This window comes from Streptomyces venetus (genome assembly GCF_039540295.1).
Lineage (GTDB): Bacteria > Actinomycetota > Actinomycetes > Streptomycetales > Streptomycetaceae > Streptomyces > Streptomyces venetus.
This window is the reverse complement of the sequence record NZ_BAABET010000006.1, coordinates 42,409-65,673: the sequence shown is the minus strand read 5'-3', so window position 1 is coordinate 65,673 and position 23,265 is coordinate 42,409. Positions and strand designations below refer to the sequence as shown.

At 71.2% G+C, this 23,265-nt stretch carries 22 protein-coding genes and 1 pseudogene; 10 read left to right on the top strand and 13 right to left on the bottom strand.

All coding sequences use genetic code 11. The annotated features are described in order from the left end of the window. The first annotated feature begins 99 nt into the window (after positions 1 to 99). Positions 100 to 177 carry a 50S ribosomal protein bL37 gene (locus ABEA82_RS38695; RefSeq protein WP_370443954.1) on the top strand — a complete coding sequence of 26 codons (78 nt, stop codon included), beginning with the start codon at positions 100 to 102 and terminating at the stop codon, positions 175 to 177. A gap of 58 nt (positions 178 to 235) precedes the next feature. On the opposite strand, the gene ABEA82_RS20365 is transcribed toward ABEA82_RS38695, so the two are convergent. Together ABEA82_RS20365 and ABEA82_RS20360 are read right to left on the bottom strand one after the other, a co-directional pair. Continuing rightward, a complete protein-coding gene (locus tag ABEA82_RS20365) occupies positions 236 to 1,243 on the bottom strand; it encodes an MASE1 domain-containing protein (protein WP_345662997.1) in 1,008 nt (335 codons plus the stop codon). Between the two features lie 86 nt (positions 1,244 to 1,329). Then, positions 1,330 to 2,664, bottom strand: a complete 1,335-nt coding sequence (locus ABEA82_RS20360) for a PP2C family protein-serine/threonine phosphatase (RefSeq protein WP_345662996.1) — start codon at positions 2,662 to 2,664, stop codon at positions 1,330 to 1,332. Positions 2,665 to 2,794: 130 nt separating this feature from the next. On the opposite strand from ABEA82_RS20360, the gene ABEA82_RS20355 reads away from it, so the two are divergent. After that, positions 2,795 to 3,610: a DUF427 domain-containing protein gene (locus ABEA82_RS20355; protein ID WP_345662995.1), complete on the top strand. Its 816-nt coding sequence runs from the start codon at positions 2,795 to 2,797 to the stop codon at positions 3,608 to 3,610. A 10-nt stretch (positions 3,611 to 3,620) separates the two neighbouring features. Here ABEA82_RS20355 and ABEA82_RS20350 read toward each other — a convergent pair whose 3' ends face one another. From ABEA82_RS20350 to iolC, 6 genes are all read right to left on the bottom strand, one after another. After that, positions 3,621 to 4,406: a GntR family transcriptional regulator gene (locus ABEA82_RS20350; RefSeq protein ID WP_345662994.1), complete on the bottom strand. Its 786-nt coding sequence runs from the start codon at positions 4,404 to 4,406 to the stop codon at positions 3,621 to 3,623. A 21-nt stretch (positions 4,407 to 4,427) separates the two neighbouring features. After that, positions 4,428 to 5,930 (bottom strand): CoA-acylating methylmalonate-semialdehyde dehydrogenase, encoded by a 1,503-nt coding sequence (locus ABEA82_RS20345; protein ID WP_345662993.1) that lies wholly within the window; start codon positions 5,928 to 5,930, stop codon positions 4,428 to 4,430. 68 nt (positions 5,931 to 5,998) lie between these two features. Further along, positions 5,999 to 7,870, bottom strand: a complete 1,872-nt coding sequence (iolD, locus tag ABEA82_RS20340) for a 3D-(3,5/4)-trihydroxycyclohexane-1,2-dione acylhydrolase (decyclizing) (RefSeq protein ID WP_345662992.1) — start codon at positions 7,868 to 7,870, stop codon at positions 5,999 to 6,001. Then, complete coding sequence (gene iolB / locus ABEA82_RS20335) at positions 7,867 to 8,760, bottom strand: 5-deoxy-glucuronate isomerase (RefSeq protein ID WP_345662991.1); 894 nt, start codon at positions 8,758 to 8,760, stop codon at positions 7,867 to 7,869. Before iolB ends, iolD begins: the two co-directional genes overlap by 4 nt. 73 nt (positions 8,761 to 8,833) lie before the next feature. Next, positions 8,834 to 9,712 (bottom strand): Cgl0159 family (beta/alpha)8-fold protein, encoded by an 879-nt coding sequence (locus ABEA82_RS20330; RefSeq protein WP_345662990.1) that lies wholly within the window; start codon positions 9,710 to 9,712, stop codon positions 8,834 to 8,836. Positions 9,713 to 9,725: 13 nt separating this feature from the next. After that, positions 9,726 to 10,703 carry a 5-dehydro-2-deoxygluconokinase gene (gene iolC, locus ABEA82_RS20325; protein ID WP_345662989.1) on the bottom strand — a complete coding sequence of 326 codons (978 nt, stop codon included), beginning with the start codon at positions 10,701 to 10,703 and terminating at the stop codon, positions 9,726 to 9,728. A 321-nt stretch (positions 10,704 to 11,024) separates the two neighbouring features. Here iolC and ABEA82_RS20320 point away from each other — a divergent pair, with 321 nt between their 5' ends. The 5 genes from ABEA82_RS20320 to ABEA82_RS20300 are packed head-to-tail and all read left to right on the top strand — an operon-like array spanning position 11,025 to position 15,964. Then, positions 11,025 to 12,044, top strand: a complete 1,020-nt coding sequence (locus ABEA82_RS20320; RefSeq protein ID WP_345662988.1) for a sugar ABC transporter substrate-binding protein — start codon at positions 11,025 to 11,027, stop codon at positions 12,042 to 12,044. After that, complete coding sequence (locus ABEA82_RS20315; protein ID WP_345662987.1) at positions 12,044 to 13,120, top strand: ABC transporter permease; 1,077 nt, start codon at positions 12,044 to 12,046, stop codon at positions 13,118 to 13,120. Before ABEA82_RS20320 ends, ABEA82_RS20315 begins: the two co-directional genes overlap by 1 nt. 5 nt (positions 13,121 to 13,125) lie before the next feature. Further along, positions 13,126 to 14,019, top strand: a complete 894-nt coding sequence (locus tag ABEA82_RS20310) for an ATP-binding cassette domain-containing protein (protein ID WP_345662986.1) — start codon at positions 13,126 to 13,128, stop codon at positions 14,017 to 14,019. Between the two features lies 1 nt (position 14,020). Further along, complete coding sequence (locus ABEA82_RS20305) at positions 14,021 to 14,923, top strand: sugar phosphate isomerase/epimerase family protein (RefSeq protein ID WP_003994453.1); 903 nt, start codon at positions 14,021 to 14,023, stop codon at positions 14,921 to 14,923. A gap of 18 nt (positions 14,924 to 14,941) precedes the next feature. Further along, entirely contained in the window at positions 14,942 to 15,964 is a 1,023-nt protein-coding gene (locus tag ABEA82_RS20300) for a Gfo/Idh/MocA family protein (protein WP_345662985.1), read from the top strand. A 195-nt stretch (positions 15,965 to 16,159) separates the two neighbouring features. On the opposite strand, the pseudogene ABEA82_RS20295 reads toward ABEA82_RS20300, so the two are convergent. Then, positions 16,160 to 16,366, bottom strand: a pseudogene (locus ABEA82_RS20295) (Gfo/Idh/MocA family protein); the annotation flags it as partial. A 123-nt stretch (positions 16,367 to 16,489) separates the two neighbouring features. Here ABEA82_RS20295 and ABEA82_RS20290 point away from each other — a divergent pair. Continuing rightward, complete coding sequence (locus tag ABEA82_RS20290; RefSeq protein WP_345662984.1) at positions 16,490 to 17,095, top strand: GOLPH3/VPS74 family protein; 606 nt, start codon at positions 16,490 to 16,492, stop codon at positions 17,093 to 17,095. Positions 17,096 to 17,113: 18 nt separating this feature from the next. Here ABEA82_RS20290 and ABEA82_RS20285 read toward each other — a convergent pair whose 3' ends face one another. The 3 genes from ABEA82_RS20285 to ABEA82_RS20275 all read right to left on the bottom strand — a co-directional run bounded on the left by ABEA82_RS20285 (position 17,114) and on the right by ABEA82_RS20275 (position 20,188). Beyond that, positions 17,114 to 18,118 (bottom strand): Gfo/Idh/MocA family protein, encoded by a 1,005-nt coding sequence (locus tag ABEA82_RS20285; RefSeq protein WP_345662983.1) that lies wholly within the window; start codon positions 18,116 to 18,118, stop codon positions 17,114 to 17,116. Between the two features lie 127 nt (positions 18,119 to 18,245). Continuing rightward, positions 18,246 to 19,022: an SDR family oxidoreductase gene (locus ABEA82_RS20280; RefSeq protein WP_345662982.1), complete on the bottom strand. Its 777-nt coding sequence runs from the start codon at positions 19,020 to 19,022 to the stop codon at positions 18,246 to 18,248. An 8-nt stretch (positions 19,023 to 19,030) separates the two neighbouring features. Beyond that, positions 19,031 to 20,188 (bottom strand): phytanoyl-CoA dioxygenase family protein, encoded by a 1,158-nt coding sequence (locus ABEA82_RS20275; protein WP_345662981.1) that lies wholly within the window; start codon positions 20,186 to 20,188, stop codon positions 19,031 to 19,033. 108 nt (positions 20,189 to 20,296) lie between these two features. On the opposite strand from ABEA82_RS20275, the gene ABEA82_RS20270 reads away from it, so the two are divergent. Continuing rightward, positions 20,297 to 21,331, top strand: a complete 1,035-nt coding sequence (locus tag ABEA82_RS20270) for a LacI family DNA-binding transcriptional regulator (protein ID WP_345662980.1) — start codon at positions 20,297 to 20,299, stop codon at positions 21,329 to 21,331. 73 nt (positions 21,332 to 21,404) lie between these two features. Then, positions 21,405 to 22,016, top strand: a complete 612-nt coding sequence (locus tag ABEA82_RS20265; RefSeq protein ID WP_345662979.1) for a TMEM175 family protein — start codon at positions 21,405 to 21,407, stop codon at positions 22,014 to 22,016. 3 nt (positions 22,017 to 22,019) lie between these two features. Here the strand turns inward: ABEA82_RS20265 and ABEA82_RS20260 are convergent, their stop codons facing one another. After that, on the bottom strand, positions 22,020 to 23,183 hold the full coding sequence (locus tag ABEA82_RS20260; RefSeq protein WP_345662978.1) for a Gfo/Idh/MocA family protein: 1,164 nt from the start codon (positions 23,181 to 23,183) through the stop codon (positions 22,020 to 22,022). Between the last annotated feature and the right edge of the window lie 82 nt (positions 23,184 to 23,265).

The window sequence follows — 23,265 nt, the reverse complement described above, 5'->3', positions numbered from 1 at the left end:
CGTGCGGGTTTGGCGTCGCGTATGGCTGGAAAGCGGCTCTGTGGACACCGGACGTGACAATCCGGTGGATAGAGGCCCAAAGCAGAAAGAGGAGGTTCGATGTCCTCGAAGCGACGTCGTAAGAAGAAGGCCCGCCGCAAGAACGGCGCGAACCACGGCAGCCGTCCGCAGTCCTGAGCGAGTCCTGCGGGCGCGTCGACGCCTTCGGGTGGGTGGCAGTCGCCACCCACCTTCGTCATTTCCGGGCCGTGTCCCTCGCCGCCCCCTCCTCCTCACCTGCGGGCAAGGTCGGGCGGCGGTCACTGCTGGAGACCATGGTGACCATCGAGGCGAGCTGTCTGCAGGCCAGCGCGATCTCCCTTTCCGCCTGGGCGCGTTCGCTGACCGCCGCCGCGAGCAGGAGGGCGGTCAGCGAGGCGGAACCGTTGAACGCCTGAAGGGAGATCATGTTGGTGAACAGGTCGTGGCCGGCGAACGGACCCGTCTTCTGGCCGGCCGCGATGATCGCGAAAGTGGACACGGCGAGAGCGCAGGGCGCGGCCCCGGCCAGCTGGAAGCGGAAGGCCGCCCAGATCAGCAGGGGGAAGCCGAGGAACAGCAGCGGCGTACTGCTGGTCTCGACGAACCCGACGCAGACCGTGGCCGCGAGCAGCAGGACCCCCTCCGCCCAGCGGGACGGCGAGGCGCCCCCGGGCCGGCGTGCCGAGCGGAGGACGAGCAGGACAGGCGTGACGGCCAGCACGCCCATCGCGTCACCGGTCCACCAGACCGACCACGTGGGCCAGAAGTCGCCGGCGTCCAGCGCACCGGTGAGCAGGAGCGTCCCGGTGCCGACCGTGGAACTGACCAGCATGCCGGTGAAGGCGCCGAGGAAGATCAGGGCGAGGGCGTCCCGCAGGCGGTTCATCTCGTGCCGGAACCCGACACGGCGGAGCAGGGCGTGCGAGCAGACAGGTGCGAGCGTGTTGCCCGCCGCGATGGCGAAGACGGACAGGACCGAGGGCCCCAGCCAGACGTTGGCCAGGAACGCGCCGATCGCGATCCCGGGCCAGACCCGCCGCCCGAGCAGGAGCAGGCCGGCCAGCGCGATACCGCTCGGCGGCCACAGCGGGGTGACCTGGCCGCGCACCAGCTGCTGGAGCAGTCCGAGCTCGGCCGAGCCGTAGTACAGCGCGGCGACGGCGCAGATCTCCAGGGCGACCAAACCGTGGCGCCGGGGCCAGGTGTGCCGCGCGACAGTCATCGGGGACCTTCCCGTCGACATCCCCTCGACCATCATCCACCGGATGCACCGGAACCTCCACGGCACCATCCTCAGGCGAAGGAGCCTCAGGCGGGCGGGGTGCGCACGGCGAGGACGGCCATGTCGTCGTGACCGTCGCTCGGGTGGTGATCGGCGAGTGCCCGCACGAACTCGGGCAGGGGCCGCGCCGCGTGAGTAGTGGCGAGATCGGCGAGCACGTCCAGGCTCTCGTCGATGGGGCGGGCGGGATGCTCGACCAGCCCGTCGGTGAAGAACACCACGGTGGAGCCGGGGACGAGGAACCGGGAGTGGTCGGGCCGGGGTTCCTCGAGGTCCACACCGAGCGGCAGCCCGGGCTCGGCCAGCAGGTACTCCGCCGGACCCCCAGGGGGGATCAGCAGGGACGGCACGTGGCCCGCCGTACTCCAGTGGATGCGCCAGCCCGGTTCCTCCGGTTCGATACGGGCCAGGGCGGTGGTCGTGACCGGGTTGGTGGTGATGGCCTGGAGCGTGCGGTCCAGCCGGGCCAGGAGCGCACCGGGTGTGCTGCCCCGGTCGAACACCAGGGCCCGCAGCATGTTGCGGGTGGAGGCCATGGCGGCCGCGGCCTTCAGATCGTGGCCGACCACGTCACCGATGACGACCGCCACCGCGTCGCCGGACAGGGGGATCGCGTCGTACCAGTCCCCGCCCAGCTTGCTGGGCTCGGCCGCCGGCCGGTAGACGGCCGCCGCGCTGAAGGGCCGCAGGTCGGGCAGCGCGGGCAGGAGGAGCCGCTGGAACTGCTCCGCTCCGACCCGCACCTGCTCGAACAGGCGGACGTTCTCGATGGCGATGCCGGCGGCGCTGGCCAGAGCCGTGACGACGTTCTCGTCGTGGATGTCGAAGGGCTGCCCGTCGCGCCGCTCGGAGAGGTACAGGTCGCCGTAGACCTCGCCGCGGACGCTGATGGCGACACCGAGCAGCGTGCGCAGGCGCGGATGGCCGGGCGGGAAGCCGACGGAGGCCGGATGGGCCTCGATGTCGTCGATCCGGTGGGGTTCGGGATGGCTGATCAGGTGCCCGAGGACGCCCAGCCCGCGCGGCAGGTCGGTCCCCGCCAGATCGGTGCGTTCCCGCTCGGAGAGACCGGCCGTGATGAACTTCTCCAGGCGCTCGCCGGACTCGTTGAGCACCCCCAGCGCCCCGTAACGTGCGCCCACCAGCTCCATGGCGGTGGTCACGATGCGGTGCAGCACCGCGGTCAGCTCCACCTCCCGGCTGATGGCCACTACCGCGTCCAGCAGCCCCTGCATCCGGTCCATGGCGTCCACCAGGGCACGCAACTGCTCGTCGATCCGGCCCAGCTCCGTACGCAGGCGCACATGCAGGTCGGGCAGCTGCGGCTGCCTCGGCTGCGGTCCTCGCCTCTCTCCTGCCATCACGAGCGCCTCGTGGCCTGGTGTCACGCCGCCATGGCGTGCTTTCCCGCCTGGTTCAGCTTAGTGCGCGCCGAGTTCGTGGGACCGTGGAGAGAACCGGACATCCGGACCTCCGGAAGGAGCACCGGCCATGACCACCCGTCCCGCCCACCCCGGCGCCCGGTCGATCAGGACCACCCCCGAAGGCCTCATGTGGGAGCCCAGCGAGCGCTGGGTGCGCGGCCGCAAGGGCGACGTCACGGTCGTCGACAGCCGGCATCCGGTCCTCGTGTGGGAACCCCACCTGCCCGTGCCGCAGTACGTCTTCCCGGACGCCGACGTCCGCACCGACCTGCTCCGCCCGGCGAAGCACCCGCCCAACGGCACCCACACCGGCTCCCGGACCTTCTACGACCTCGACGCCGACGGCGAGGTGCGCGCCAACGCCGCCTGGCGGTTCCCCGCCGACGACCTGGCCGGCCATCTCGCCTTCGAGTGGTTCCTGCGCACCGACACGGGCCTCGACCACTGGTACGAGGAGGACGAGGAGATCTTCATCCACCCCCGTGACCCGCACAAACGCGTGGACGCGCTGCCGAGCAGCCGCCACGTGCGGGTCGAGATCGACGGGCGGCTCGTCGCGGAGACCCGCGAGCCCGTCCTGCTCTTCGAGACCTCCCTGCCGACCCGGTACTACGTCCCCCGCGAGGACGTCCGCCTCGACCTCTTCGACGCCACCGACCACAGCACCGGCTGCCCCTACAAGGGCACCGCCGAGTACTGGTCGTGGCGCGGCGAGGGCGACGTGCCGCCCAACATCGTCTGGAGCTATCCCGACCCGCTGCCCGCGGTGGCGGCGGTCCAGGGGCGCCTCGCCTTCTTCAACGAGGCCGTGGACATCACGCTGGACGGCGAGCGCCTGGAACGCCCGGAGACGCCCTTCAGCCGGATGCTGCGCAAGCGGTGACCCGGCCCCCTCACGGCCTCACCAGCAACTGGAAGTCGAAGGTGTAGCGCGAGGCCCGGTAGATGTGCGTGCCGTACTCCACCGGGCGCCCGGTGTCGTCGTACGCGGTGCGCTGCATGGTGAGCAGCGCCGCGCCCTCCTGCTCGTCCAGGCGGGCGGCCTCCCCGGCGGTGGCCGCGCGGGCGCCCACGGTCTGGCGGGCGCTGTGCAGGGTGATGCCCGCCGCCCGCATCATCCGGTACAGCCCGGTCGACTCCAGGCGGGCGCCGTCGAGGTCCAGCAGCGACGCCGGCAGGTAGTTGCACAGCAGGGCGACCGGCTGGCCGTGCGTGCGGCGCAGCCGTTCCAGGAAGGCGACCTCGCTGCCCTCCGCGACACCGAGAGCGGCGGCCACGTCGCAGGAGGCCGGGACCACCTCGTGCCGCACGACCTGCGTGGTCGGCCCCTGCCCGGCCGCCTCCAGGTCGTCGTAGAGGCTGCTCAGTTCCAGCGGTCGCCTCACCTGGCTGTGCACCACCTGCGTGCCCACCCCGCGCCGCCGGACCAGCAGCCCCTTGTCGACGAGGGACTGGATGGCCTGGCGGACGGTGGGGCGGGACAGGCCGAGGCGTACGGAGAGGTCGACCTCGTTGCCGAGGAGGTTGCCCGGCGCCAGTGCCCCGTGCTCGATCGCCGCCTCCAGCTGCTGCGCGAGCTGGTGGTACAGCGGCACGGGACTGCCCCGGTCCAGGGCGAAGTCCAGCGAACTGAGTGCGGCAGCGGGCGTGGTGCGCGCCCGGTCACCGGTCTTCGCCATGGCCGAACCCCCCTACGGGTGTCAGGAGTTGCTCGGGAAACCGAGGTTGATGCCGCCGTCGGACGGGTCCGGCCAGCGGGTGGTGACGACCTTGCCCTGGGTGTAGAAGGCGATGCCGTCGTTGCCGTAGATGTGCAGGTCTCCGAAGAGGGAGTCCTTCCAGCCGCCGAAGGAGTGGTAGCCGACGGGAACCGGGATCGGCACGTTGACGCCGACCATGCCCGCCTTGACCTCCAGCTGGAAGCGGCGGGCCGCGCCGCCGTCCCGGGTGAAGATCGCGGTGCCGTTGCCCCAGCGGGAGTCGTTGATCAGCTTGATGGCCTCCTCGTACGTCTCCGCGCGGACCACGCACAGCACCGGGCCGAAGATCTCGTCCCGGTAGGCGTCCGCCGTCAGCGGCACCCGGTCCAGCAGCGAGACGCCGAGGAAGAAGCCGTCCGCGCACTCGGGGTGTCCCTCGACCGAGAAGCCGGTGCCGTCGACCACGACCTCGGCGCCCTGCTCGGCCGCGCTCGCCACGTAGGAGGCCACCTTGTCGCGGTGCTCACGGGTGATCAGCGGGCCCATCTCGCTCGCCGGGTCGTTGCCGGGGCCGATCCTGAGGTTCTTCGCCCGCTCGGTGATCCTGCCGACCAGCTCGTCACCGATGTCGCCGACCGCGACCACGACCGACACGGCCATGCAGCGCTCGCCCGCCGAGCCGTACGCCGCGTTGATCGCCTGGTCGGCGGCGAGGTCCAGGTCGGCGTCGGGCAGCACCAGCATGTGGTTCTTGGCACCGCCCAGGGCCTGCACGCGCTTGCCGTGCTCGATGGCCGCTCGCTGGATGTACTTGGCGATCGGGGTGGAGCCGACGAAGGACACCGCCTCGATGTCCGGGTGCTCCAGGATGCGGTCCACGGCCGTCTTGTCGCCCTGCACGATGTTCAGGACGCCCTCCGGCAGACCGGCCTCGGTGGCCAGTTCGGCGAGCTTGAGGGACGCCGACGGGTCCTTCTCGCTCGGCTTGAGGACGAAGGTGTTGCCGCAGGCGATGGCCAGCGGGAACATCCACATCGGCACCATCGCCGGGAAGTTGAACGGCGTGATGCCGGCGACCACGCCCAGCGGCTGCCGGATCGAGGCCACGTCGACCCGGTTGGAGACCTGGGTGGACAGCTCGCCCTTGAGCTGGACGGAGATCCCGCAGGCGAGCTCCACGATCTCCATGCCGCGCGCGACCTCGCCGAGCGCGTCGGAGTGCACCTTGCCGTGCTCGGCCGTGATCAGCTCGGCGATCTCGTCGCGGTGGGCGTCCAGCAGCTCGCGGTACTTGAACAGGATCGCCGTGCGCTTGGCGAGCGAGGACACTCCCCAGGACTCGAAGGCGGCCTTGGCGGAGGCGACCGCGGCGTCCACCTCGTCGACGGTCGCGAAGGCGACCTGCTTCTCCTGGGCGCCGGTGGCCGGGTCGTAGACGGGGCCGAAGCGGCCCGAGGTGCCCTCGACGGGCTTGCCGTCGATCCAGTGGGTGATGGTCTTCATGGTGCGCAAGGGCCTTTCGTGGAGCCTGAGTTCAGCGGGAGAGTTCGGCGAGGGAGTGCGGCGGGGCTTCAGAGGTGGCGGCGGCGGTCCGCCACCTGGCGGTCGTAGCGCTCGCGGGCCTCGACGGCGGCCTCCCGTGAGGCGGTCTCGGCCACGGGCACGTCCCACCAGGCCTCGGCCGGGGGAGCGGTCGGGGCCGGGTCGGTCTCGACGTACACACATGTCGGACGGTCGGAGGAGCGGGCCGCGGCCAGCGCCTCGCGCAGCTCGCGCACGGTCTTGGCCCGCAGCACGTCCATGCCCAGGCTGGCGGCGTTGGCGGCGAGGTCCACGGGCAGCGGGGCGCCCGTGAAGGTGCCGTCGGCGGCCCGGAAGCGGTAGGCGGTGCCGAACCGCTCGCCGCCGGTCTCCTCCGACAGACCGCCGATGGAGGCGTAGCCGTGGTTCTGGAGGAGGACGATGTTGACGGGCAGGCCCTCCTGTACGGCCGTGACGATCTCCGTCGGCATCATCAGGTAGGTGCCGTCGCCGACCAGCGCCCACACCGGTGTGCCGGGAGCGGCCTGCTGGACGCCGATGCCGGCCGGGATCTCGTAGCCCATGCAGGAGTAGCCGTACTCCAGGTGGTACTGGCGCGGACTGCGGGAGCGCCACAGCTTGTGCAGGTCGCCGGGGAGCGAGCCGGCCGCGTTGATCACCACGTCGTCGTCGCCGACGGCCGCGTCCAGCGCGCCGAGCACCTGCGTCTGGGTGGGCACCGCGCTCTCGTCGCCGGCGCGGTAGGCGGCCTCGACGACCTCGTCCCAGCGCTCCTTGCCGGTCCGGTACTCCGCCTCGTACGCCGTGCCGACCCGGTGACCGGCGAGTCCCTCCAGCAGCCTCTCGAGACCGGACCGCGCGTCGCACACCAGCGTGCGCGCGGCCAGCTTGTGCGCGTCGAAGCCGGTGATGTTGAGGTTGAGGAACCGTACGTCCGGGTTCTGGAAGAGGGTTCCGGAGGCCGTGGTGAAGTCCGTGTAGCGCGTGCCGACGCCGATCACCAGGTCGGCGGTACGGGCGAGTTCGTCGCTGACGGCCGTGCCGGTGTGGCCGATGCCGCCGAGGTCGGCGGGGTGGTCGTACCGCAGGGAGCCCTTGCCGGCCTGGGTGGAGGCGACGGGGATGCCGGTGGCGTCCACGAACGCCTTCAGCGCCTGTTCGGCCTCGCTGTGGTGGACGCCGCCGCCCGCCACGATCAACGGGCGCTGCGCGGACCGGATCGCCTCGACGGCCGCCGTGAGCTCCACCGGGTCCGGCGCCGGACGCCGTACGTACCAGACGCGCTCGGCGAAGAACTCCTCCGGCCAGTCGTACGCCTCCGCCTGCACGTCCTGGGGCAGGGCGAGGGTGACGGCGCCGGTCTCGGCCGGGTCGGCCAGCACACGCATGGCCTGGAGCGCCGACGGGATCAGCGCCTCGGGGCGGGTGATCCGGTCGAAGTACCTCGACACCGGGCGCAGCGTGTCGTTGACCGACACGTCGGCCTCGACGGGGTGCTCCAGCTGCTGGAGCAGCGGGTCGGGGGCGTGCGAGGCGAAGTAGTCGCCGGGCAGCAGCAGCACCGGCAGCCGGTTGACGGTCGCGAGGGCGGCGCCGGTGACCAGGTTGGTGGCGCCGGGGCCGATGGAGGTCGTCACCGCCTGCGCGGAGAGGCGGTTCAGCTGCCGGGCGTAGCCGACCGCCGCGTGCACCATGGACTGCTCGTTGCGGCCCTGGTGGTAGGGCATCACATCGGCGTACTCGACCAGCGCCTGGCCGACCCCGGCAACGTTGCCATGGCCGAAGATGCCCCAGGTCCCGGCGATCAGCCGGCGCCGCACGCCGTCGCGCTCGGTGTACTGGGCGGACAGGAACCGCACCAGGGCCTGGGCGGTCGTCAGTCTGCGGGTGGCGGCGCTCATACGGAGGTCTCCGGGGCGGTGTAGAGGGGGAGCCGGGCATCGACCGGCTGGTCCGGCCAGGTGTCGCGGACCCAGGCGTGGTCGGGGTGGTCGCAGATCAGCCAGGCGCGCTCGTCCTCCGGGCCCGCCATGACGTTCAGGTAGTACATGTGGTGGCCGGGCGTGGCCATCGAGGGCCCGTGCCAGCCGTCCGGGATGAGGACGACGTCGCCGTCGCGGACCTCGGCCAGCACGTCGGTGTCCCGGCCCGGGCCGGACGGTGAGACCCGCTGGTAGCCGAGGCCGGGGATGCCGTCGTGGCCGGAGAACTCGAAGTAGTAGATCTCCTCCAGCACCGACTCCTCGCCCGGCCGGTGCTCGTCGTGCTTGTGCGGCGGGAACGACGACCAGTTGCCGCCCGGGGTGATCACCTCGACCGCGATGAGCTTGTCGCACTCGAAGACGCCGGCCGCGCCGAAGTTGTTGACCTGCCGGGAGCAGTTCCCGGTGCCCCGCAGCTCCACGGGCACCTCGGAGGCCGGTCCGTAGCGGGCGGGCAGCCGCCGCGAGCAGCGGGCGCCGGTCAGCGCGAACCGCCCGCCCGCGGCGGACGTCACGGTCGCCCGGGCGTCGCGCGGCACGTACGCGAAGTCGCTGACGCCGCTGAACACATCGGCACGGCCCTGGAGCTCGAAGGTGTCCTGCCCGAAGTCGTCCGCCGCCGTGACCGTGCAGCCGCCGCTCAGCGGGACGACGATCCACTCGCTGTCGTCGGTGTCGAAGGTGTGGGTGCCGCCCGGCGGCAGCTCCAGGATCCGCAGGCTGGAGTGGCTCCAGCCCGCCTTCTCGGGCGTGACGTCGACGGTGTAGGGGCCGCCGAGGGCCTTACCGGCGGGAAGGTGATACGTCATCGTGTGCCTTTCGGATCACAGCGGGTGCCACTCACGGCAGATGCCTTGTGCGACACAGCGGATGCCTCGTGCGTCACAGCAGGCCGACGGCCGTGTCCACGGCCTGTGCCACGCTGCCCTCGGCCGGGTAGAGCAGCGAGCGCCCGACGACCAGGCCCTGGACGGTGGGCAGGCGCAGGGCCTTGCGCCAGCGTTCGTAGGCGCCCTCCTGGTCGTCGCCGACCTCGCCGCCGAGCAGCACCACGGGCAGTGTGGAGGTCTCCAGGACCTCCGCCATGTCGTCCGGGTCGTCGGTGACGGGCAGCTTCAGCCAGGTGTAGGCGGAGGTGCCGCCGAGGCCCGAGGCGATCGCGACGGACCGTGTCACGGCCTCGGCGGACAGGTCGTTGCGGACCCTGCCGTCGACCCGCCGGGAGATGAACGGCTCGACGAACAGGGGCAGTCGCCGGGCCGCCATGGCGTCGATCGCCCGGGCGGTGGACTCCAGGGTGGTCAGCGACCCCGGGTCGTCGTAGTCGATGCGCACCAGGAGCTTGCCCGCGTCGAAGCGGAGCCGGGCGATGTCCTCGGCGCGGTGTCCGGTGAAACGGTCGTCCATCTCGAAGGAGGCCCCGGCGAGTCCGCCGCGGTTCATCGAGCCCATGACGACCTTGTTCTCCAGCACCCCGAGCAGGAGCAGGTCCTCCAGGATGTCGGCGGTGGCGAGCACCCCGTCGACGCCTGGCCGCGACAGCGCGACGCACAGCCGTTCCAGCAGGTCCGCGCGGTTGGCCATGGCCAGGCGCCGGTCGCCGACCGCGAGGGCACCGCGCGCCGGGTGGTCGGCGGCCACGATCATCAGCCTGCCGCTGTCGCCGAGCAGCGGGCGGCGCACCCGGCGGGCCGCCGCTTCGGCGACGGCCTCGGGGTTGCGGGCTCTGACCGTGGTGAGGTCGGGGATGCCGATGTTCAAGGAAGGCTCCGTTTCAGTGGCTCGTGCTCGGCGACGGCAGCCCGGCGAGGAGGTCCTCGACCTCGGACTCGGTGGGCATCGCGGAGGAGCAGGCGAGGCGGGAGGCGACGAGGGCGCCGGCGGCGTTGGCGTGGCGCATGGTCTTCTCCAGGTCCCAGCCGGAGAGCAGACCGTGGCAGAGCGAGCCGCCGAAGGCGTCGCCCGCGCCCAGGCCGTTGACCACCTCGACCGGCACCGGCGGCACCTCGGCGCGGCTGCCGTCGCGGTGCACGGCCAGGACGCCCTTGGGGCCCTGCTTGACGACGGCCAGCTCCACGCCCGCCTCCAGCAGCGCGTCGGCGCAGGCCTGCGGCTCGCGCACACCGGTGGCGACCTCGCACTCGTCGAGGTTGCCGACCGCGACGGTGGCATGGCTCAGGGCCTCGCGGTAGTACGGGCGGGCCTCCTCGGGGTCGCGCCAGAACATCGGCCGCCAGTCGAGGTCGAAGACGGTGATGCCCGCCTTGTCGCGGGCCTTGAGGGCGGCGAGCGTGGCGGAGCGGCTCGGCTCCTCGCTCAGGCCGGTGCCGGTGATCCAGAAGATGCGGGCGCCGCGGATCGCGAAGAAGTCCAGCTCGTCGGTGTGGATCTCCAGGTCCGGTGCCTTGGGGCGGCGGTAGAAGTACAGCGGGAAGTCGTCCGGCGGGAAGATCTCGCAGAACGTGATCGGTGTGGGGTGCGCGTCGACCGGGGTGACCCACCGGTCGTCGACGCCGAAGGACTTCAGCTCCTCGTGCAGGTAGGTGCCGAAGGGGTCGGCGCCGGTCCGGGTGATCACCGCCGTACGGCGCCCGAGGCGGGCCGTCGCGACCGCCACATTGGCCGCCGAACCTCCCAGGAACTTCCCGAACGTCTCCACTTGGGGCAGCGGGACGCCGGTCTGGAGGGGATACAGGTCGACCCCGATGCGGCCCATCGTGATCAAGTCGAAATACTGGGCTGGCTCGGCCATGCGCGACCTCCTCGGGAAGCTGGGGATGCGGGTCCCGGGGCGCCCTGACACGGTGGGGGGCGTGGATCCATGGACCTGCCGCCTCCCAGATTTAGGTCTCCGAGGGCGGCCCTGTCAAGACTTTGTACTTACATTCGGACCTGCTTGTGAAATGATGTCTTAACAAAGTATTGACAGCGGGCGCGGCAAGGACTTGGATCCCGTGGCATCGCAACAGTGTGTTTGCGGCATCATGATCCGGACTCCGTAAGGCTCCGGGACCACGGATCCTCGTGATCCCTCCCCTTTCCCCCGCAGTAGCACAGTGAGGTGCCAGGAAAGATGGACCGCTCTTCTCACCCCCGCTCTCGCAGGATCGCGCCCGTCGTCGCCGTGGCCGCAGCGGCGGCCCTGACCCTCGCCGGCTGCTCCAGCAGTTCCGGGGGCAAGAAGTCCGAGGAAGGCGCCGCGAACGCCTCCGCCGGCAAGGCGACCACGCCGCGCATGACCGTCGCCCTGGTCACCCACCAGGCGCCCGGTGACACCTTCTGGGACACCGTCCGCAAGGGTGCCGAGGCCGCGGCCGCCAAGGACAACATCAAGCTCGTCTACTCCGCCGACCCGAACGCGGGCAACCAGGCCAACCTGGTCCAGAACGCGATCGACCAGAAGGTCGACGGCATCGCGGTGACCCTCGCCAAGCCGGACGCCCTCAAGGGCGTCATAGGCAAGGCCGAGAAGTCCGGCATACCCGTCGTCGGTCTCAACTCCGGCCTGAGCGACTGGAAGAAGCTCAACCTGCTGGAGTTCTTCGGCCAGGACGAGTCCGTGGCCGGCGAGGCCTTCGGCAAGAAGCTCAACGAGGTCGGCGCCAAGAAGGTCCTCTGCGTCATGCAGGAGCAGGGCAACGTCGGCCTGACGCAGCGCTGCGACGGCGTGGCGAAGACCTTCGAGGGCAAGGTCGACCCGCAGAACGTCAACGGCACCGACATGCCGTCCGTGAAGTCGACGATCACCGCCAAGCTGAAGCAGGACCCGTCCATCGACTACGTCGTCACGCTCGGCGCCCCCTTCGCGCTGACCGCGGCGCAGTCGGTCGGCGACGCCGGAAGCAAGGCGAAGGTCGCCACCTTCGACCTCAACAAGGACCTGATCAAGTCCATCAAGGCCGGCGACATCCAGTTCGCCGTCGACCAGCAGCCCTACCTCCAGGGCTACCTGGCCGTCGACGGCCTGTGGCTCTACAAGAACAACGGCAACTACAGCGGTGGCGGTGAGCAGCCCGTGCTGACCGGCCCGGCCTTCGTCGACAAGTCCAACGTGGACAAGATCGGGGAGTTCGCCGCGAAGGGCACCCGGTGATGAGCATGACCCAGCAGGCCACGCCGGCGGTGGACACACCGCCGGCCCCCGGCCCGAAGCAGTCCGACGGCCGGACGCGGCAGCGCCCGCTGGCGCTGCGGCTGCTCGCCCGGCCCGAGGTCGGCGTGTTCCTCGGCGCGGTCGCCGTGCTCGTGTTCTTCCTGTTCGCCGCCCCGCCGGTGCGCGACGGCAGCTCGATGGCCAACATCCTCTACCAGTCGTCGACCATCGGGATCATGGCCCTGCCGGTCGCGCTGCTGATGATCGGCGGCGAGTTCGACCTCTCGGCCGGTGTCGCCGTGGTCACCTCGGCGCTGACCGCGTCGATGCTCAGCTACCAGCTCACGCTGAACGTCTGGGTGGGTGTGATCGTCGCCCTGCTGGTCTCGCTCGGCATCGGCGCCTTCAACGGCTGGCTGCTGGTCAAGACCGGCCTGCCGAGCTTCCTGGTCACCCTGGGCACCTTCCTGATCCTGCAAGGGGTGAACCTCGCGGTGACCAAGCTGGTCACCGGCAACGTCGCCACCGACGACATCAGCGACATGGACGGCTTCACGCAGGCGCAGAAGCTCTTCGCCTCGACCTTCGAGGTCGGCGGGGTCAACGTGAAGATCACCGTGGTGTGGTGGCTGGTCTTCGCGGCCCTGGCCACCTGGGTGCTGCTGCGCACCAAGTACGGCAACTGGATCTTCGCGGTCGGCGGCAACAAGGAGTCGGCGCGGGCCGTCGGCGTCCCGGTGACCTTCACCAAGATCTCCCTGTTCATGCTGGTCGGCTTCGGCGCCTGGTTCGTCGGCATGCACCAGCTGTTCTCCTTCAACACCGTGCAGTCCGGTGAGGGTGTGGGCCAGGAGCTCATCTACATCGCCGCGGCCGTCATCGGCGGCTGCCTGCTCACCGGTGGTTCCGGCAGCGCGATCGGCCCGGTCTTCGGCGCCTTCATGTTCGGCATGGTGCAGCAGGGCATCGTCTACGCCGGCTGGAACCCCGACTGGTTCAAGGCCTTCCTCGGCGTGATGCTCCTCGGCGCCGTCCTCATCAATCTGTGGGTCCAGCGCACGGCGACCCGGAGGTGACCGCAATGATCAGCGAAGCAACCGCCACCGACGAGGCCGCCACCCAGGACGCCGCTCTCGTCGAACTCAAGGGCGCCGGCAAGTCCTACGGCAACATCCGCGCCCTGCACGGCGTCGACCTCACCGTCCACCCCGGCAAGGTGACGTGCGTCCTCGGCGACAACGGCGCCGGCAAGTCCACCCTCATCAAGATCGTCTCCGGTTTGCACCAGCACACCGAGGGCGAGTTCCTCGTCGACGGCGCACCGGTGCGCTTCTCCACCCCGCGCGAGGCCCTCGACAAGGGCATCGCCACCGTCTACCAGGACCTCGCGGTCGTCCCGCTGATGCCGGTCTGGCGCAACTTCTTCCTCGGCTCCGAGCTGACCAAGGGCCCCTGGCCCGTCCGCCGGCTCGACATCGACACGATGAAGAAGACCGCCGATCAGGAACTGCGCAACATGGGCATCGTCCTGGACGACATGGAGCAGCTCATCGGCACGCTCTCCGGCGGCCAGCGCCAGTGCGTGGCCATCGCCCGCGCCGTCTACTTCGGCGCCCGCGTCCTGATCCTGGACGAGCCCACCGCCGCCCTCGGAGTCAAGCAGTCCGGTGTCGTGCTGAAGTACATCGCCGCCGCCCGCGAGAAGGGCCTCGGCGTCATCTTCATCACCCACAACCCGCACCACGCCTACATGGTCGGCGACCACTTCAGCGTCCTGCGCCTCGGCACCATGGAACTCTCCGCCGCCCGCAGCGACGTCAGCCTCGAAGAACTCACCAACCACATGGCCGGCGGCGCCGAACTCGCCTCACTCAAACACGAACTGGCACAGGTCCGCGGCGTCGACGTCGAAGAACTCCCCGAGGCGGGAGACCTCACCGCCTCCGTAGCCTCGTCTTCGGAAGGAAAGTCCTGACATGGCCCTCGCGCTCGACCGTATCCGGGTCGGCTCCGCCCCCGACTCCTGGGGCGTCTGGTTCCCCGACGACCCCCAGCAGGTGCCCTGGGAACGCTTCCTCGACGAGGTCACCGAGGCCGGCTACTCGTGGATCGAACTCGGCCCCTACGGCTACCTGCCCACCGACCCGGCCCGGCTCACCGACGAGGTGACCAAGCGGAACCTGAAGGTCTCCGCCGGCACGATCTTCTGCGGACTGCACCGCGGCCCCTCCGAGTGGGACTCCACCTGGGAGCAGGTCAGCCGGGTCGCCGCCCTCACCCAGGCCATGGACGCCAAGCACCTGGTCGTCATCCCGTCCTTCTGGCGGGACGACAAGACCGCCGAGATCCTGGAGGCGCCGGAGCTCACCACCGAGCAGTGGCGCAACCTCACCACGGGCATGGAGCGCCTCGGCCGTGAGGTGAAGGACAGGTACGGCCTGGACATCGTCGTCCACCCGCACGCCGACACCCACATCGACACCGAGGAGCACGTCGAGCAGTTCCTCGACTCGACCGACTCCGACGCGGTCAACCTCTGCCTGGACACCGGGCACTACGCCTACTGCGGCGGCGACAGCGTCAAGCTGATCGAGACGTACGGGGAGCGCATCGGCTACCTCCACCTCAAGCAGGTCGACCCGGAGATCCTCGCCGACGTGGTGAAGAACGAGGTGCCGTTCGGCCCCGCGGTGGCGCGTGGCGTCATGTGCGAACCGCCCGCCGGTGTCCCGGAGCTGGGCCCGGTCCTGACGGCCGCGCAGAAGCTCGGCGTGGACCTCTTCGCCATCGTCGAGCAGGACATGTACCCCTGCGAGCCGGACAAGCCGCTGCCGATCGCGGTGCGCACCCGCAAGTTCCTTCGGTCCTGCGGCGCCTGACGACCCGAAAGGACGGCCATGACTGAGCGCGCCACCACCCTCGGAGTCGCGGTCATCGGTACCGGACGGATGGGCGCCGACCATGTGCGCCGCATCCACGACGTCACCAGCGGGGCGCGGGTGGCGGCCGTCGTGGACGTCGACGCGGAACGCGCGAAGGCCGTAGCCGCCCGCGTCGACGGCTGCACCGCCTACACCGACCCGGCCGCCGCGCTGGCCGCGGCCGACGTCGACGCCGTGCTGATCGCCTCACCGGGCCCGGCCCACGAAGCCACCCTGCTCGCCGCCTTCGAGCGCGACCTGCCCGTCCTGTGCGAGAAGCCCCTCACCCCCGACGCGGCCTCCGCCCTGCGCGTCCTCGAAGCCGAACTGCGCCTCGGCCACCGCCGGGTCCAGGTCGGCTTCATGCGCCGCTACGACCCCGAGTACGTGAAGCTGAAGGCCCTGCTGGCCACCGGCCAGCTGGGCAGGCCGCTGATGGTGCACAACCGGCACCGCAACGCGGCCAGCCCGCCCTTCTTCACCAGCTCCATGCTCATCAGCGACTCCGTCGCCCACGAGGCGGACGCGACCCGCTGGCTCCTGGGTCACGAGATCACGGCGGTCACGGTGCTGCGACCGACCCCGTCCGCCAACGCCCCCGACGGGCTGCGCGATCCGCAGTTCGTGGTCTTCGAGACCGACGGCGGCGCCCTCTCCGACGTGGAGATCTTCGTCAACTGCGGCTTCGGCTACCAGGTCCAGGCCGAGGTGGTCTGCGAGCGCGGCACCGCCCGCATCGGCGACGGCCACGCCCTGGTCACCCACATGGCCGGCCGCTGGGGCGGCACCATCGCCCAGGACTTCACCGAACGCTTCGAGACGGCCTACGACCAGGAGATCCAGACCTGGGTCGACGCCACCCGCCGAGGCGAGGTCACCGGCCCGAGCGTCTGGGACGGCTACGCCGCGGCGGCGGTGTGCGAGGCCGGGGTACGGGCGCTGGAGGACGGGGGCCGGGTCGAGGTCGAACTCGTGGAGAGACCCGCGCTGTACGCGTGAACGTCGTACGCGTGAAGCTGTATGTCGTACGCGTGAAGCTGTATGCGGAAAAGGGCCCGGGGTCACGCCCCGGGCCCTTTCCGTGAGTGCGTCAGATCTTGGTCCGAGGCCGGGGCTCGAACCCGGCCTCCCGGTAACAGGCGTCGATGAGTTCCATCGTCGTCACCGCGTCGTCCGGACCCAGTGGCAGCGGCGGGGATCGGCCACCAGCTCGGCGTACGACCCAGCCACCCGCTCCACGCCGTGCCGGGCCGCGAACGCCTCGGCGCGGGCACGGTCGCGGGCGGCCACCGCGACGAGGCGGTGGCCGGTCGCCCGGGCCGGTTCGATCAGGGAGCGTTCGGTGATGCGTGCGACTCCCAGCAGTCCTGTGCGCAGTGGTTCCCGGACTCGTTCGCTCATGCCTGCCATCTCTCCTGGCTCGTCGCGGGAGGGTGCTCGTGCGTCGACAGTGTGGACAAAGATCCTTCTCGCCCCGCGGGCGGCAGCGGCGTAGCGTGATCAGTGCCTTCGAGGGGAGTCGTGATGGGCACAGCACGCGACCTGATGATCGTGGCGATGGACGCGGCCACGAGCCGGCCGGTGACGCAGGGCGACCTGTCGCTCGGGCTGGCCGGCGCCGAGGTGATCGACCTGCTCGGTGCCGAGGTGGTGACGCTGGACGGCGACCGTATGGTGTCCCGCCTGGCGCCGCCCCTGCACGACCCGCTGCTGGACCGGGCCGCGACGGCACTCGTGCGCGACAAGCCGTACGAGCCGATCGAGGACTGGCTCTGGCGCAGGGGCCGTGGACTGGCCCAGGAGTATGCGACCACCCTGGAGGAAGAGGGGCTCGTCTCACGGCCCCGGGCCTCCTGGCTCTCCTTCCGCGGCACCCCCTGGCCGACACCGGTCGAGTCCCCTGCCCGGCAGCGCGCCCGGCACCGCCGGGCGACCGACGAGCCGGTGCTCGCCACACTCGCGGCCGCCGTCGGGGTGCGCGACGAGGTGCCCGAGGACCTCCCGGCGCCCGACGACGCGGCCGAGGCCGTGCTCGCCGCGGTGGTCGACGCCGTGACGGAGCTGGACGCCGTCCGCCGCCGCCGGGCCATCGAGGACGACGCGTTCGCCAACGTCTGGCGCGGTGCCTGAGCCGCGGCGGCCGCCACGTCAGGCCGCCCGTACCTCCTCGATGGTCACGGGACGGTGCTCGTGCAGCGACAGTGTGCACGCGTCGGCGATCCAGCCCGCCTCCAGGGCGTCCTCGATCGTGCAGGGGGAGGGGCGGGTGCCGGCGACGACCTCGGTGAACGCGGTCAGTTCGGCGCGGTAGGCCTCGGTGAAGCGGTCCATGAAGAAGTCGTGCGGCGTGCCCGCCGGGAAGGTCACGCCGGGCTCGACCGAACGCAGCGGAAGCTTGTCCTCCAGGCCTACGGCGATGGAGTCCTGGAAGCCGTGGAGCTCCATACGGACGTCGTAACCGCGGGCGTTGTGCCGGGAGTTGGAGATCACCGCGATCGTGCCGTCGTCGAGGGTGAGGATCGCGCCGGTGGTGTCGGCGTCACCGGCCTCCTTGATGTAGTCGGCGCCGCGGTTGCCGCCGACGGCGTACACCTCCGTCACCTCACGGCCGGTCACCCAGCGGATGATGTCGAAGTCGTGCACCGAGCAGTCGCGGAAGATGCCGCCGGAGGCGGCGATGTACGCGGCCGGCGGCGGGGCCGGGTCCAGCGTGGTCGACCGCACGGTGTGCAGCTTGCCCAGCTCACCGGCCTGGACGGCGGCCCGCGCGGCGACGAACCCGGCGTCGAAACGCCGGTTGTAGCCGATCTGGATCGGCACGTCCCTGCCGCGGACGGCCTTGAGCACCTCGACGCCCTCGCTCATGGTCTTGGCGACGGGCTTCTCGCAGAAGACCGGGACCCCGGCCTCGACCCCGGCCAGGATCAGCGCCGGGTGTGCGTCGGTCGCCGCCGCGACGACGATGCCGTCCACGCCGGCGGCCAGCAGGGCCTCGGGCGAGTCCACGACCTCGGCCCCGAACCGCTCGGCCGCGGCCTTGGCGGCACCCGCGAACGGGTCGGTGACGACGAGGGACTCGACAGCGTCCAGCCCGGAGAGGGTCTCGGCATGGAACGCGCCGATACGGCCGAGACCGAGGATTCCGATACGCATGAATTGCTCCTTGGTGTGGTGCACGCCTTCAGGGGCGCGGGGCTGTTTCGATGTGCGGCTCCGCCGCGTGGGCGCGACCAGCCACGACGGCGCCGCACACGACAGACGGACCAAGCGCGGCAGATGCCTAGTCGAGTCCGCCCAGCACGTTCTGATCCCAGTCGATGATCGACCCGGTGACCACCCCGGACCGCTCCGACAACAGGAAGACCACGAACTCGGCGATTTCATCCGGCTGGCCCAACTTGCCCATGGGCAACTTCGCAGCAGCCTGCTCACGCCAGTCGTCCCCGGCCCCGTGGAAGGCCCGCTGCGTCGCATCCTCCCCTTCGGTCGCGGTCCAGCCGATGTTCAGCCCGTTGATCCGAACCCGGTCCCACCGATGCGCGTGCGCGGCATTCCGGGTCAGCCCGATCAACCCCGCCTTGGCGGCGACGTACGGCGCCAGGAACGCCTGCCCACCGTGCGCCGACGACGTGATGATGTTGACGATCGTGCCGGGCGCCTCACGCGCCACCATGTCCGCGACCGCCGCCTGCATCGCGAAGAACGGCCCCTTGAGGTTGATCGCGATGTGCTGGTCGAACAGGTCGGGCGTGGTGTCCAGCAGCGTGCCGCGGGACGTCAGCCCGGCGGCGTTCACCAGGCAGTCGACACGGCCGTACGCCTGCACGACCCGGCTCACGGAGGCCTTCGCCTGCTCGGCGTCCGACAGGTCGGCCCGTACGTACAGGGCCTTGCCGCCCGCGGCGATCAGCTCCTCCACCAGGGCCTCGCCGGGCTCGGGGCGCCGCCCGGTGACGGCCACCACCGCCCCCTCGCGGACCGCGGCCCGCGCGACGGCGGCACCGACGCCCTGGCTGCCGCCGTTGACCAGGACGACCTTGTCGTCGAGAAGTCCCACGAATGTCCTCAGCTCTCTCGCCGTTCGGTACCGGATCGCAGCTCCGCACGGAGCGCTTCCGGCGTCCACTCCTCGCGCAGCGCCCGCCGCAGCAGATCCGCCTGGGAGGGCGGGGCCAGGCCGTCGACCGGCGGGTCGCTGTCGAGGTTGGTCGGGAAGGGGTAGCCCTCGGCGCTCGCCGCGATCACCCGGTCCAGCCACGCCTGGTCGGCACCCTCGGCCCGGCGCTTGAGCAGGGCCGGGTACACCGCGTTCGCCACGGCCTCCCGGTCCACCGTCTCCATCGCCCGCCCGAACGCGGACGACACCTGCAACAGGTTCGCCATGCGCCGGATGTCCGCCGAGCGGTTGGTGCCGGCGGCGTGGAAGAGGGCCGGGTTGAAGAAGACGGCGTCGCCCTTCGCGAGCGGCAGCTGCACCTGGTGCGCCTCGAAGTACGCCCGGAACGGAGGGAGCCGCCAGGCGAGATAGCCCGGCGCGTACTTCTGCGAGTGCGGCAGGTACATCGTCGGCCCGGACTCGACCGGCATGTCGCAGTGCGCGACCGCGCCCTGGAGGGTCAGCACGGGGGAGAGGCGGTGCACGTGCGCGGGGTAGGCGGCGGCGACCTCGTTGGACAGGAAGCCCAGGTGGTAGTCGCGGTGCACGGTCTGGGCGGCGCCGCCCGGGTTCACCACGTTGAGCTGGGAGGTGACCTGGTAGCCGGGGCCGAGCCAGGCCGTGGACACCAGCGCGAGCACCTCGTTGGCGTAGTAGTCGGCGAAGGCCTCCGCGTCGTACAGGGCCGCCTTCTCCAGCGCGTTCCACACCCGGTCGTTGGCACCCGGCTCGGCGAAATGGTCACCGGCCGTGGCACCCGAGGCGCGCTGTTCGGCGATCAGGGCCTCGAACACGGCGGTGGCCCGGTCCACGACCTCCGGATCGGGAAAGGCACCGCGGAAGACGACGATGCCGGGACCGTCGGCGAGCGCCCGGGACAGTTCGGCCTGGACCACCCGGTCGCCCTCGAGGAGACCGGTGTCGTAGACCGGCACGTTCCGCTCCACGGCGGAGGCGTGCGGATAGTCGGCGGGGTCCGTCGTCTGTTCGACCAGCGCGCGGAACGCGTCGAGATCGCAGTCCTGCTCGGACAGCCAGGCACGGTGGTGGACGGAAGTGAAGGACATCGTCGTCCCTTCGGGGTCACGGAGCGACGGAGCCCTGTCATTCTTGTCAGTACAAACCCCTCGAACAACCAGCAGCGACCCATCAAAAACCCCTCAAGGAGCCGGCGCATGGGCCACCCGTTCCCGATCCGGGAGATCGCACGCCAGGCGGGCCTGAGCGAGGCGACCGTCGACCGGGTGCTCAACGGCCGGGGAGGGGTGCGGGAGAGCACCGCGCAGGAGGTGCGCCGCGCGATAGCCGACCTCGACCGGCAGCGCACCCAGGTCCGGCTCGTCGGCCGGACCTTCATGGTCGACATCGTGATGCAGGCACCCGAACGCTTCACCACGGCGATCCGCGCCGCCCTGGAGGCCGAGCTGCCGTCCCTGCACCCGGCGGTGCTGCGCTCCCGCTTCCACTTCCGCGAGACCGGCCCGGTCGGTGAACTGGTGCGGACCCTGGACCGGATCGCCCGGCGCGGCTCGCAGGGCGTGATCCTCAAGGCGCCGGACGTCCCCGAGGTCACCGCCGCCGTCGGCCGGCTCGAAGCCGCCGGCATCCCGGTCGTGACCCTGGTGACCGACCTGCCCACCAGCGCCCGCCGCGCCTACGTCGGCATCGACGACCGGGCCGCGGGCGCGACGGCCGCGTATCTGACGGGCCAGTGGCTCGGCGACCGCCCGGGCAACATCCTCACCAGCCTCAGCAGCGGCTTCTTCCGCAACGAGGAGGAGCGGGAGATGGGCTTCCGCAGCGCGATGCGCGCCCGGCACCCCGAGCGCACGCTGGTCGAGATCGCCGAGGGACAGGGACTCGACGCCACCCAGTACGACCTCGTCCGGGCCGCACTCGAACGCGACCCGGACATCCGCGCGGTGTACTCGATCGGCGGCGGCAACATCGCCACGCTCAGGGCGTTCGAGGACCTCGGCCGCGAGTGCGCCGTGTTCGTCGCGCACGACCTCGACCACGACAACACCCGGCTGCTGCGCGAGCACCGCCTGTCCGCCTTGCTCCACCACGACCTGCGCCAAGACGTGCGCGAGGCCTGCCACACCGTCATGCGGGCGCACGACGCGCTGCCACCGGCGGGACCGACCCCGCCGTCGGCGATCCAGGTGGTGACGCCGTACAACATGCCGCCGCAGGCCGCGGGTGTGTGAGGTGGGGTGAGGCCGGGGCGTGGCCGGGCGTGGATGCCGAACGTGACGCGACGCGGCCCTTACCGTCGTGCCCATGTGGACATCGCGCCCGGACGGCGGTCCCGGACGGCTGCTGACCCTCGCCGACGGTGTGTTCGCCATCGCCATCACGCTGCTGGTGCTGGACCTCTACGTGCCGCGGGGACTGGACGCGGCCCAGTACGACCAGGCCCTGCGCCGGCTGCTCCCGGACCTCGCGGCCTACGCGCTCAGCGTCACCGTGCTCGGCAGTTTCTGGCACGAGCACCGCAGGATCTTCCGTGACGTGCGGGAGGTCGACGGACAGGTGATCACCCTGTCCATCGCCGGCCTCGGTGTCGCGGCCCTGGTGCCCTTCCCGACCAGGCTGCTCGCGGAGTACGGAGACCGGCCCGTCTCGGTCGCCGTCTACGCGGGCGCGGTCGCCGCGATGGGGGCCGGCCACCTGGCGCTGGCCGCCGTCCTGGCCAGACGCCCCTGGCTCCGCGACGGCACTCCCTCGGAGGCCGGCACCACGCTCTACCTCGTCGACAGCGCCACGCTGGTGGTGGTGTTCGCCGCGACCGTACCGCTGGCCCTGATCATGGGGTCCCACGCCATGTGGCTCTGGCTCGTCCTCGTCCCGGTGAGGTTCCTCCTCGGCCGCCGCCTCCAGCGGCAGGTCTGAACGTCACGCCCCGGCGGACACGTCCGCCCATGACCCGCTGCGCACCGAGCGCGTCATCGCGTCCAGCGCGGCGGCGCTGTGCACCGCGTCCGTCAGCGTCGCTCCGTGCGGGGTGCCCTCGGCCACCGAGCGCAGGAAGCGGTACGCCTCGATGACCTTCAGGTCGTCGTAGCCCATGGCGTTCGCCGCACCCGGCTGGAACGCGGCGAACTCGCCGTGGCCCGGTCCGACGTACACCGTGGTGACGGACTGGTCCTGGTACGTCGTGCCACGGCTGAGGCCCAGCTCGTTCATGCGGCGGAAGTCCCAGAACACGGCCCCCTTCGTGCCGTGCACCTCGAAGCCGTAGTTGTTCTGCTCACCGACCGACACCCGGCAGGCCTCCAGGACACCTCGTGCCCCCGAGGCGAAGCGCAGCAGACAGCTGACGTAGTCCTCGTTCTCGACCGGGCCGAGCTCGCCGCCGGAGGAGCGGCTGTGGCCGGCCGTGGCGCCGGTGGGCCGCGACCGCTCCGGCAGGAAGATCGCCGTGTCGGCGGTGAGCGACGTGATGTCGCCCAGCAGGTGGCGGGCGAGGTCGGCCCCGTGCGAGGCCAGGTCGCCCAGCACCCCGCTGCCGCCCCGCTCCCGCTCGTACCGCCAGGTCAGCGCGCCCTCGGGATGGGCCGCGTAGTCGCTGAACAGCCGGACCCGGACGTGCGTGATCGTGCCGATCTCCCCGGAGGCGATCAGCTCGCGGGCCGCCTCGACGGCAGGCGCGTTGCGGTAGTTGAAGCCCACCGTGCCCTGCACGCCCGCCTTGGCCACCGCGTCCGCCACCGCACCGGCGTCCTCGGCGGTCAGACCCACCGGCTTCTCGATCCAGATGTGCTTGCCCGCCTCGGCCATGGCGACGCCGATCTCGCGGTGCAGGAAGTTCGGCGCGGTGATGCTGACCGCCTTGACGCGCGGGTCGGCGGCCACGTCGCGCCAGTCCCGTGTCGTCGAGGCGAACCCGAACTGCGCGGCGGCCTCCTCCGCCCGGCCCGGCACCTCCTCGGCGACCGTCACGAGCTCAGGAACGAGGGGCAGCTGCGGATAGTGGTGCCGCACGCGCGCGTAGGCCTGGGTGTGCACACGTCCCATCCAGCCGAAACCGACGACGGCGACGCCGAGCGTGTCCACCATGAGAACCCCTCTTTGGACCGTTCCAGAACTTGTCCAGCCCACCCTGAGCGCGGTTTCCCGCAGCTGTCAACCCTTTGACAAG

Bases quoted from the DNA above. Each gene is read 5' to 3' on its own strand.
- iolC (WP_345662989.1), bottom strand. From the start codon at position 10,703: ATGGCCGAGCCAGCCCAGTATTTCGACTTGATCACGATGGGCCGCATC.
- iolB (WP_345662991.1), bottom strand. From the start codon at position 8,760: ATGACGTATCACCTTCCCGCCGGTAAGGCCCTCGGCGGCCCCTACACC.
- ABEA82_RS20365 (WP_345662997.1), bottom strand. From the start codon at position 1,243: ATGACTGTCGCGCGGCACACCTGGCCCCGGCGCCACGGTTTGGTCGCC.
- ABEA82_RS20260 (WP_345662978.1), bottom strand. From the start codon at position 23,183: ATGGTGGACACGCTCGGCGTCGCCGTCGTCGGTTTCGGCTGGATGGGA.
- ABEA82_RS20350 (WP_345662994.1), bottom strand. From the start codon at position 4,406: ATGGCGAAGACCGGTGACCGGGCGCGCACCACGCCCGCTGCCGCACTC.
- ABEA82_RS20285 (WP_345662983.1), bottom strand. From the start codon at position 18,118: ATGCGTATCGGAATCCTCGGTCTCGGCCGTATCGGCGCGTTCCATGCC.
- ABEA82_RS20265 (WP_345662979.1), top strand. From the start codon at position 21,405: ATGTGGACATCGCGCCCGGACGGCGGTCCCGGACGGCTGCTGACCCTC.
- ABEA82_RS20275 (WP_345662981.1), bottom strand. From the start codon at position 20,188: ATGTCCTTCACTTCCGTCCACCACCGTGCCTGGCTGTCCGAGCAGGAC.
- ABEA82_RS38695 (WP_370443954.1), top strand. From the start codon at position 100: ATGTCCTCGAAGCGACGTCGTAAGAAGAAGGCCCGCCGCAAGAACGGC.
- ABEA82_RS20355 (WP_345662995.1), top strand. From the start codon at position 2,795: ATGACCACCCGTCCCGCCCACCCCGGCGCCCGGTCGATCAGGACCACC.
- iolD (WP_345662992.1), bottom strand. From the start codon at position 7,870: ATGAGCGCCGCCACCCGCAGACTGACGACCGCCCAGGCCCTGGTGCGG.
- ABEA82_RS20270 (WP_345662980.1), top strand. From the start codon at position 20,297: ATGGGCCACCCGTTCCCGATCCGGGAGATCGCACGCCAGGCGGGCCTG.
- ABEA82_RS20315 (WP_345662987.1), top strand. From the start codon at position 12,044: ATGAGCATGACCCAGCAGGCCACGCCGGCGGTGGACACACCGCCGGCC.
- ABEA82_RS20360 (WP_345662996.1), bottom strand. From the start codon at position 2,664: ATGGCAGGAGAGAGGCGAGGACCGCAGCCGAGGCAGCCGCAGCTGCCC.
- ABEA82_RS20305 (WP_003994453.1), top strand. From the start codon at position 14,021: ATGGCCCTCGCGCTCGACCGTATCCGGGTCGGCTCCGCCCCCGACTCC.
- ABEA82_RS20290 (WP_345662984.1), top strand. From the start codon at position 16,490: ATGGGCACAGCACGCGACCTGATGATCGTGGCGATGGACGCGGCCACG.
- ABEA82_RS20300 (WP_345662985.1), top strand. From the start codon at position 14,942: ATGACTGAGCGCGCCACCACCCTCGGAGTCGCGGTCATCGGTACCGGA.
- ABEA82_RS20310 (WP_345662986.1), top strand. From the start codon at position 13,126: ATGATCAGCGAAGCAACCGCCACCGACGAGGCCGCCACCCAGGACGCC.
- ABEA82_RS20345 (WP_345662993.1), bottom strand. From the start codon at position 5,930: ATGAAGACCATCACCCACTGGATCGACGGCAAGCCCGTCGAGGGCACC.
- ABEA82_RS20320 (WP_345662988.1), top strand. From the start codon at position 11,025: ATGGACCGCTCTTCTCACCCCCGCTCTCGCAGGATCGCGCCCGTCGTC.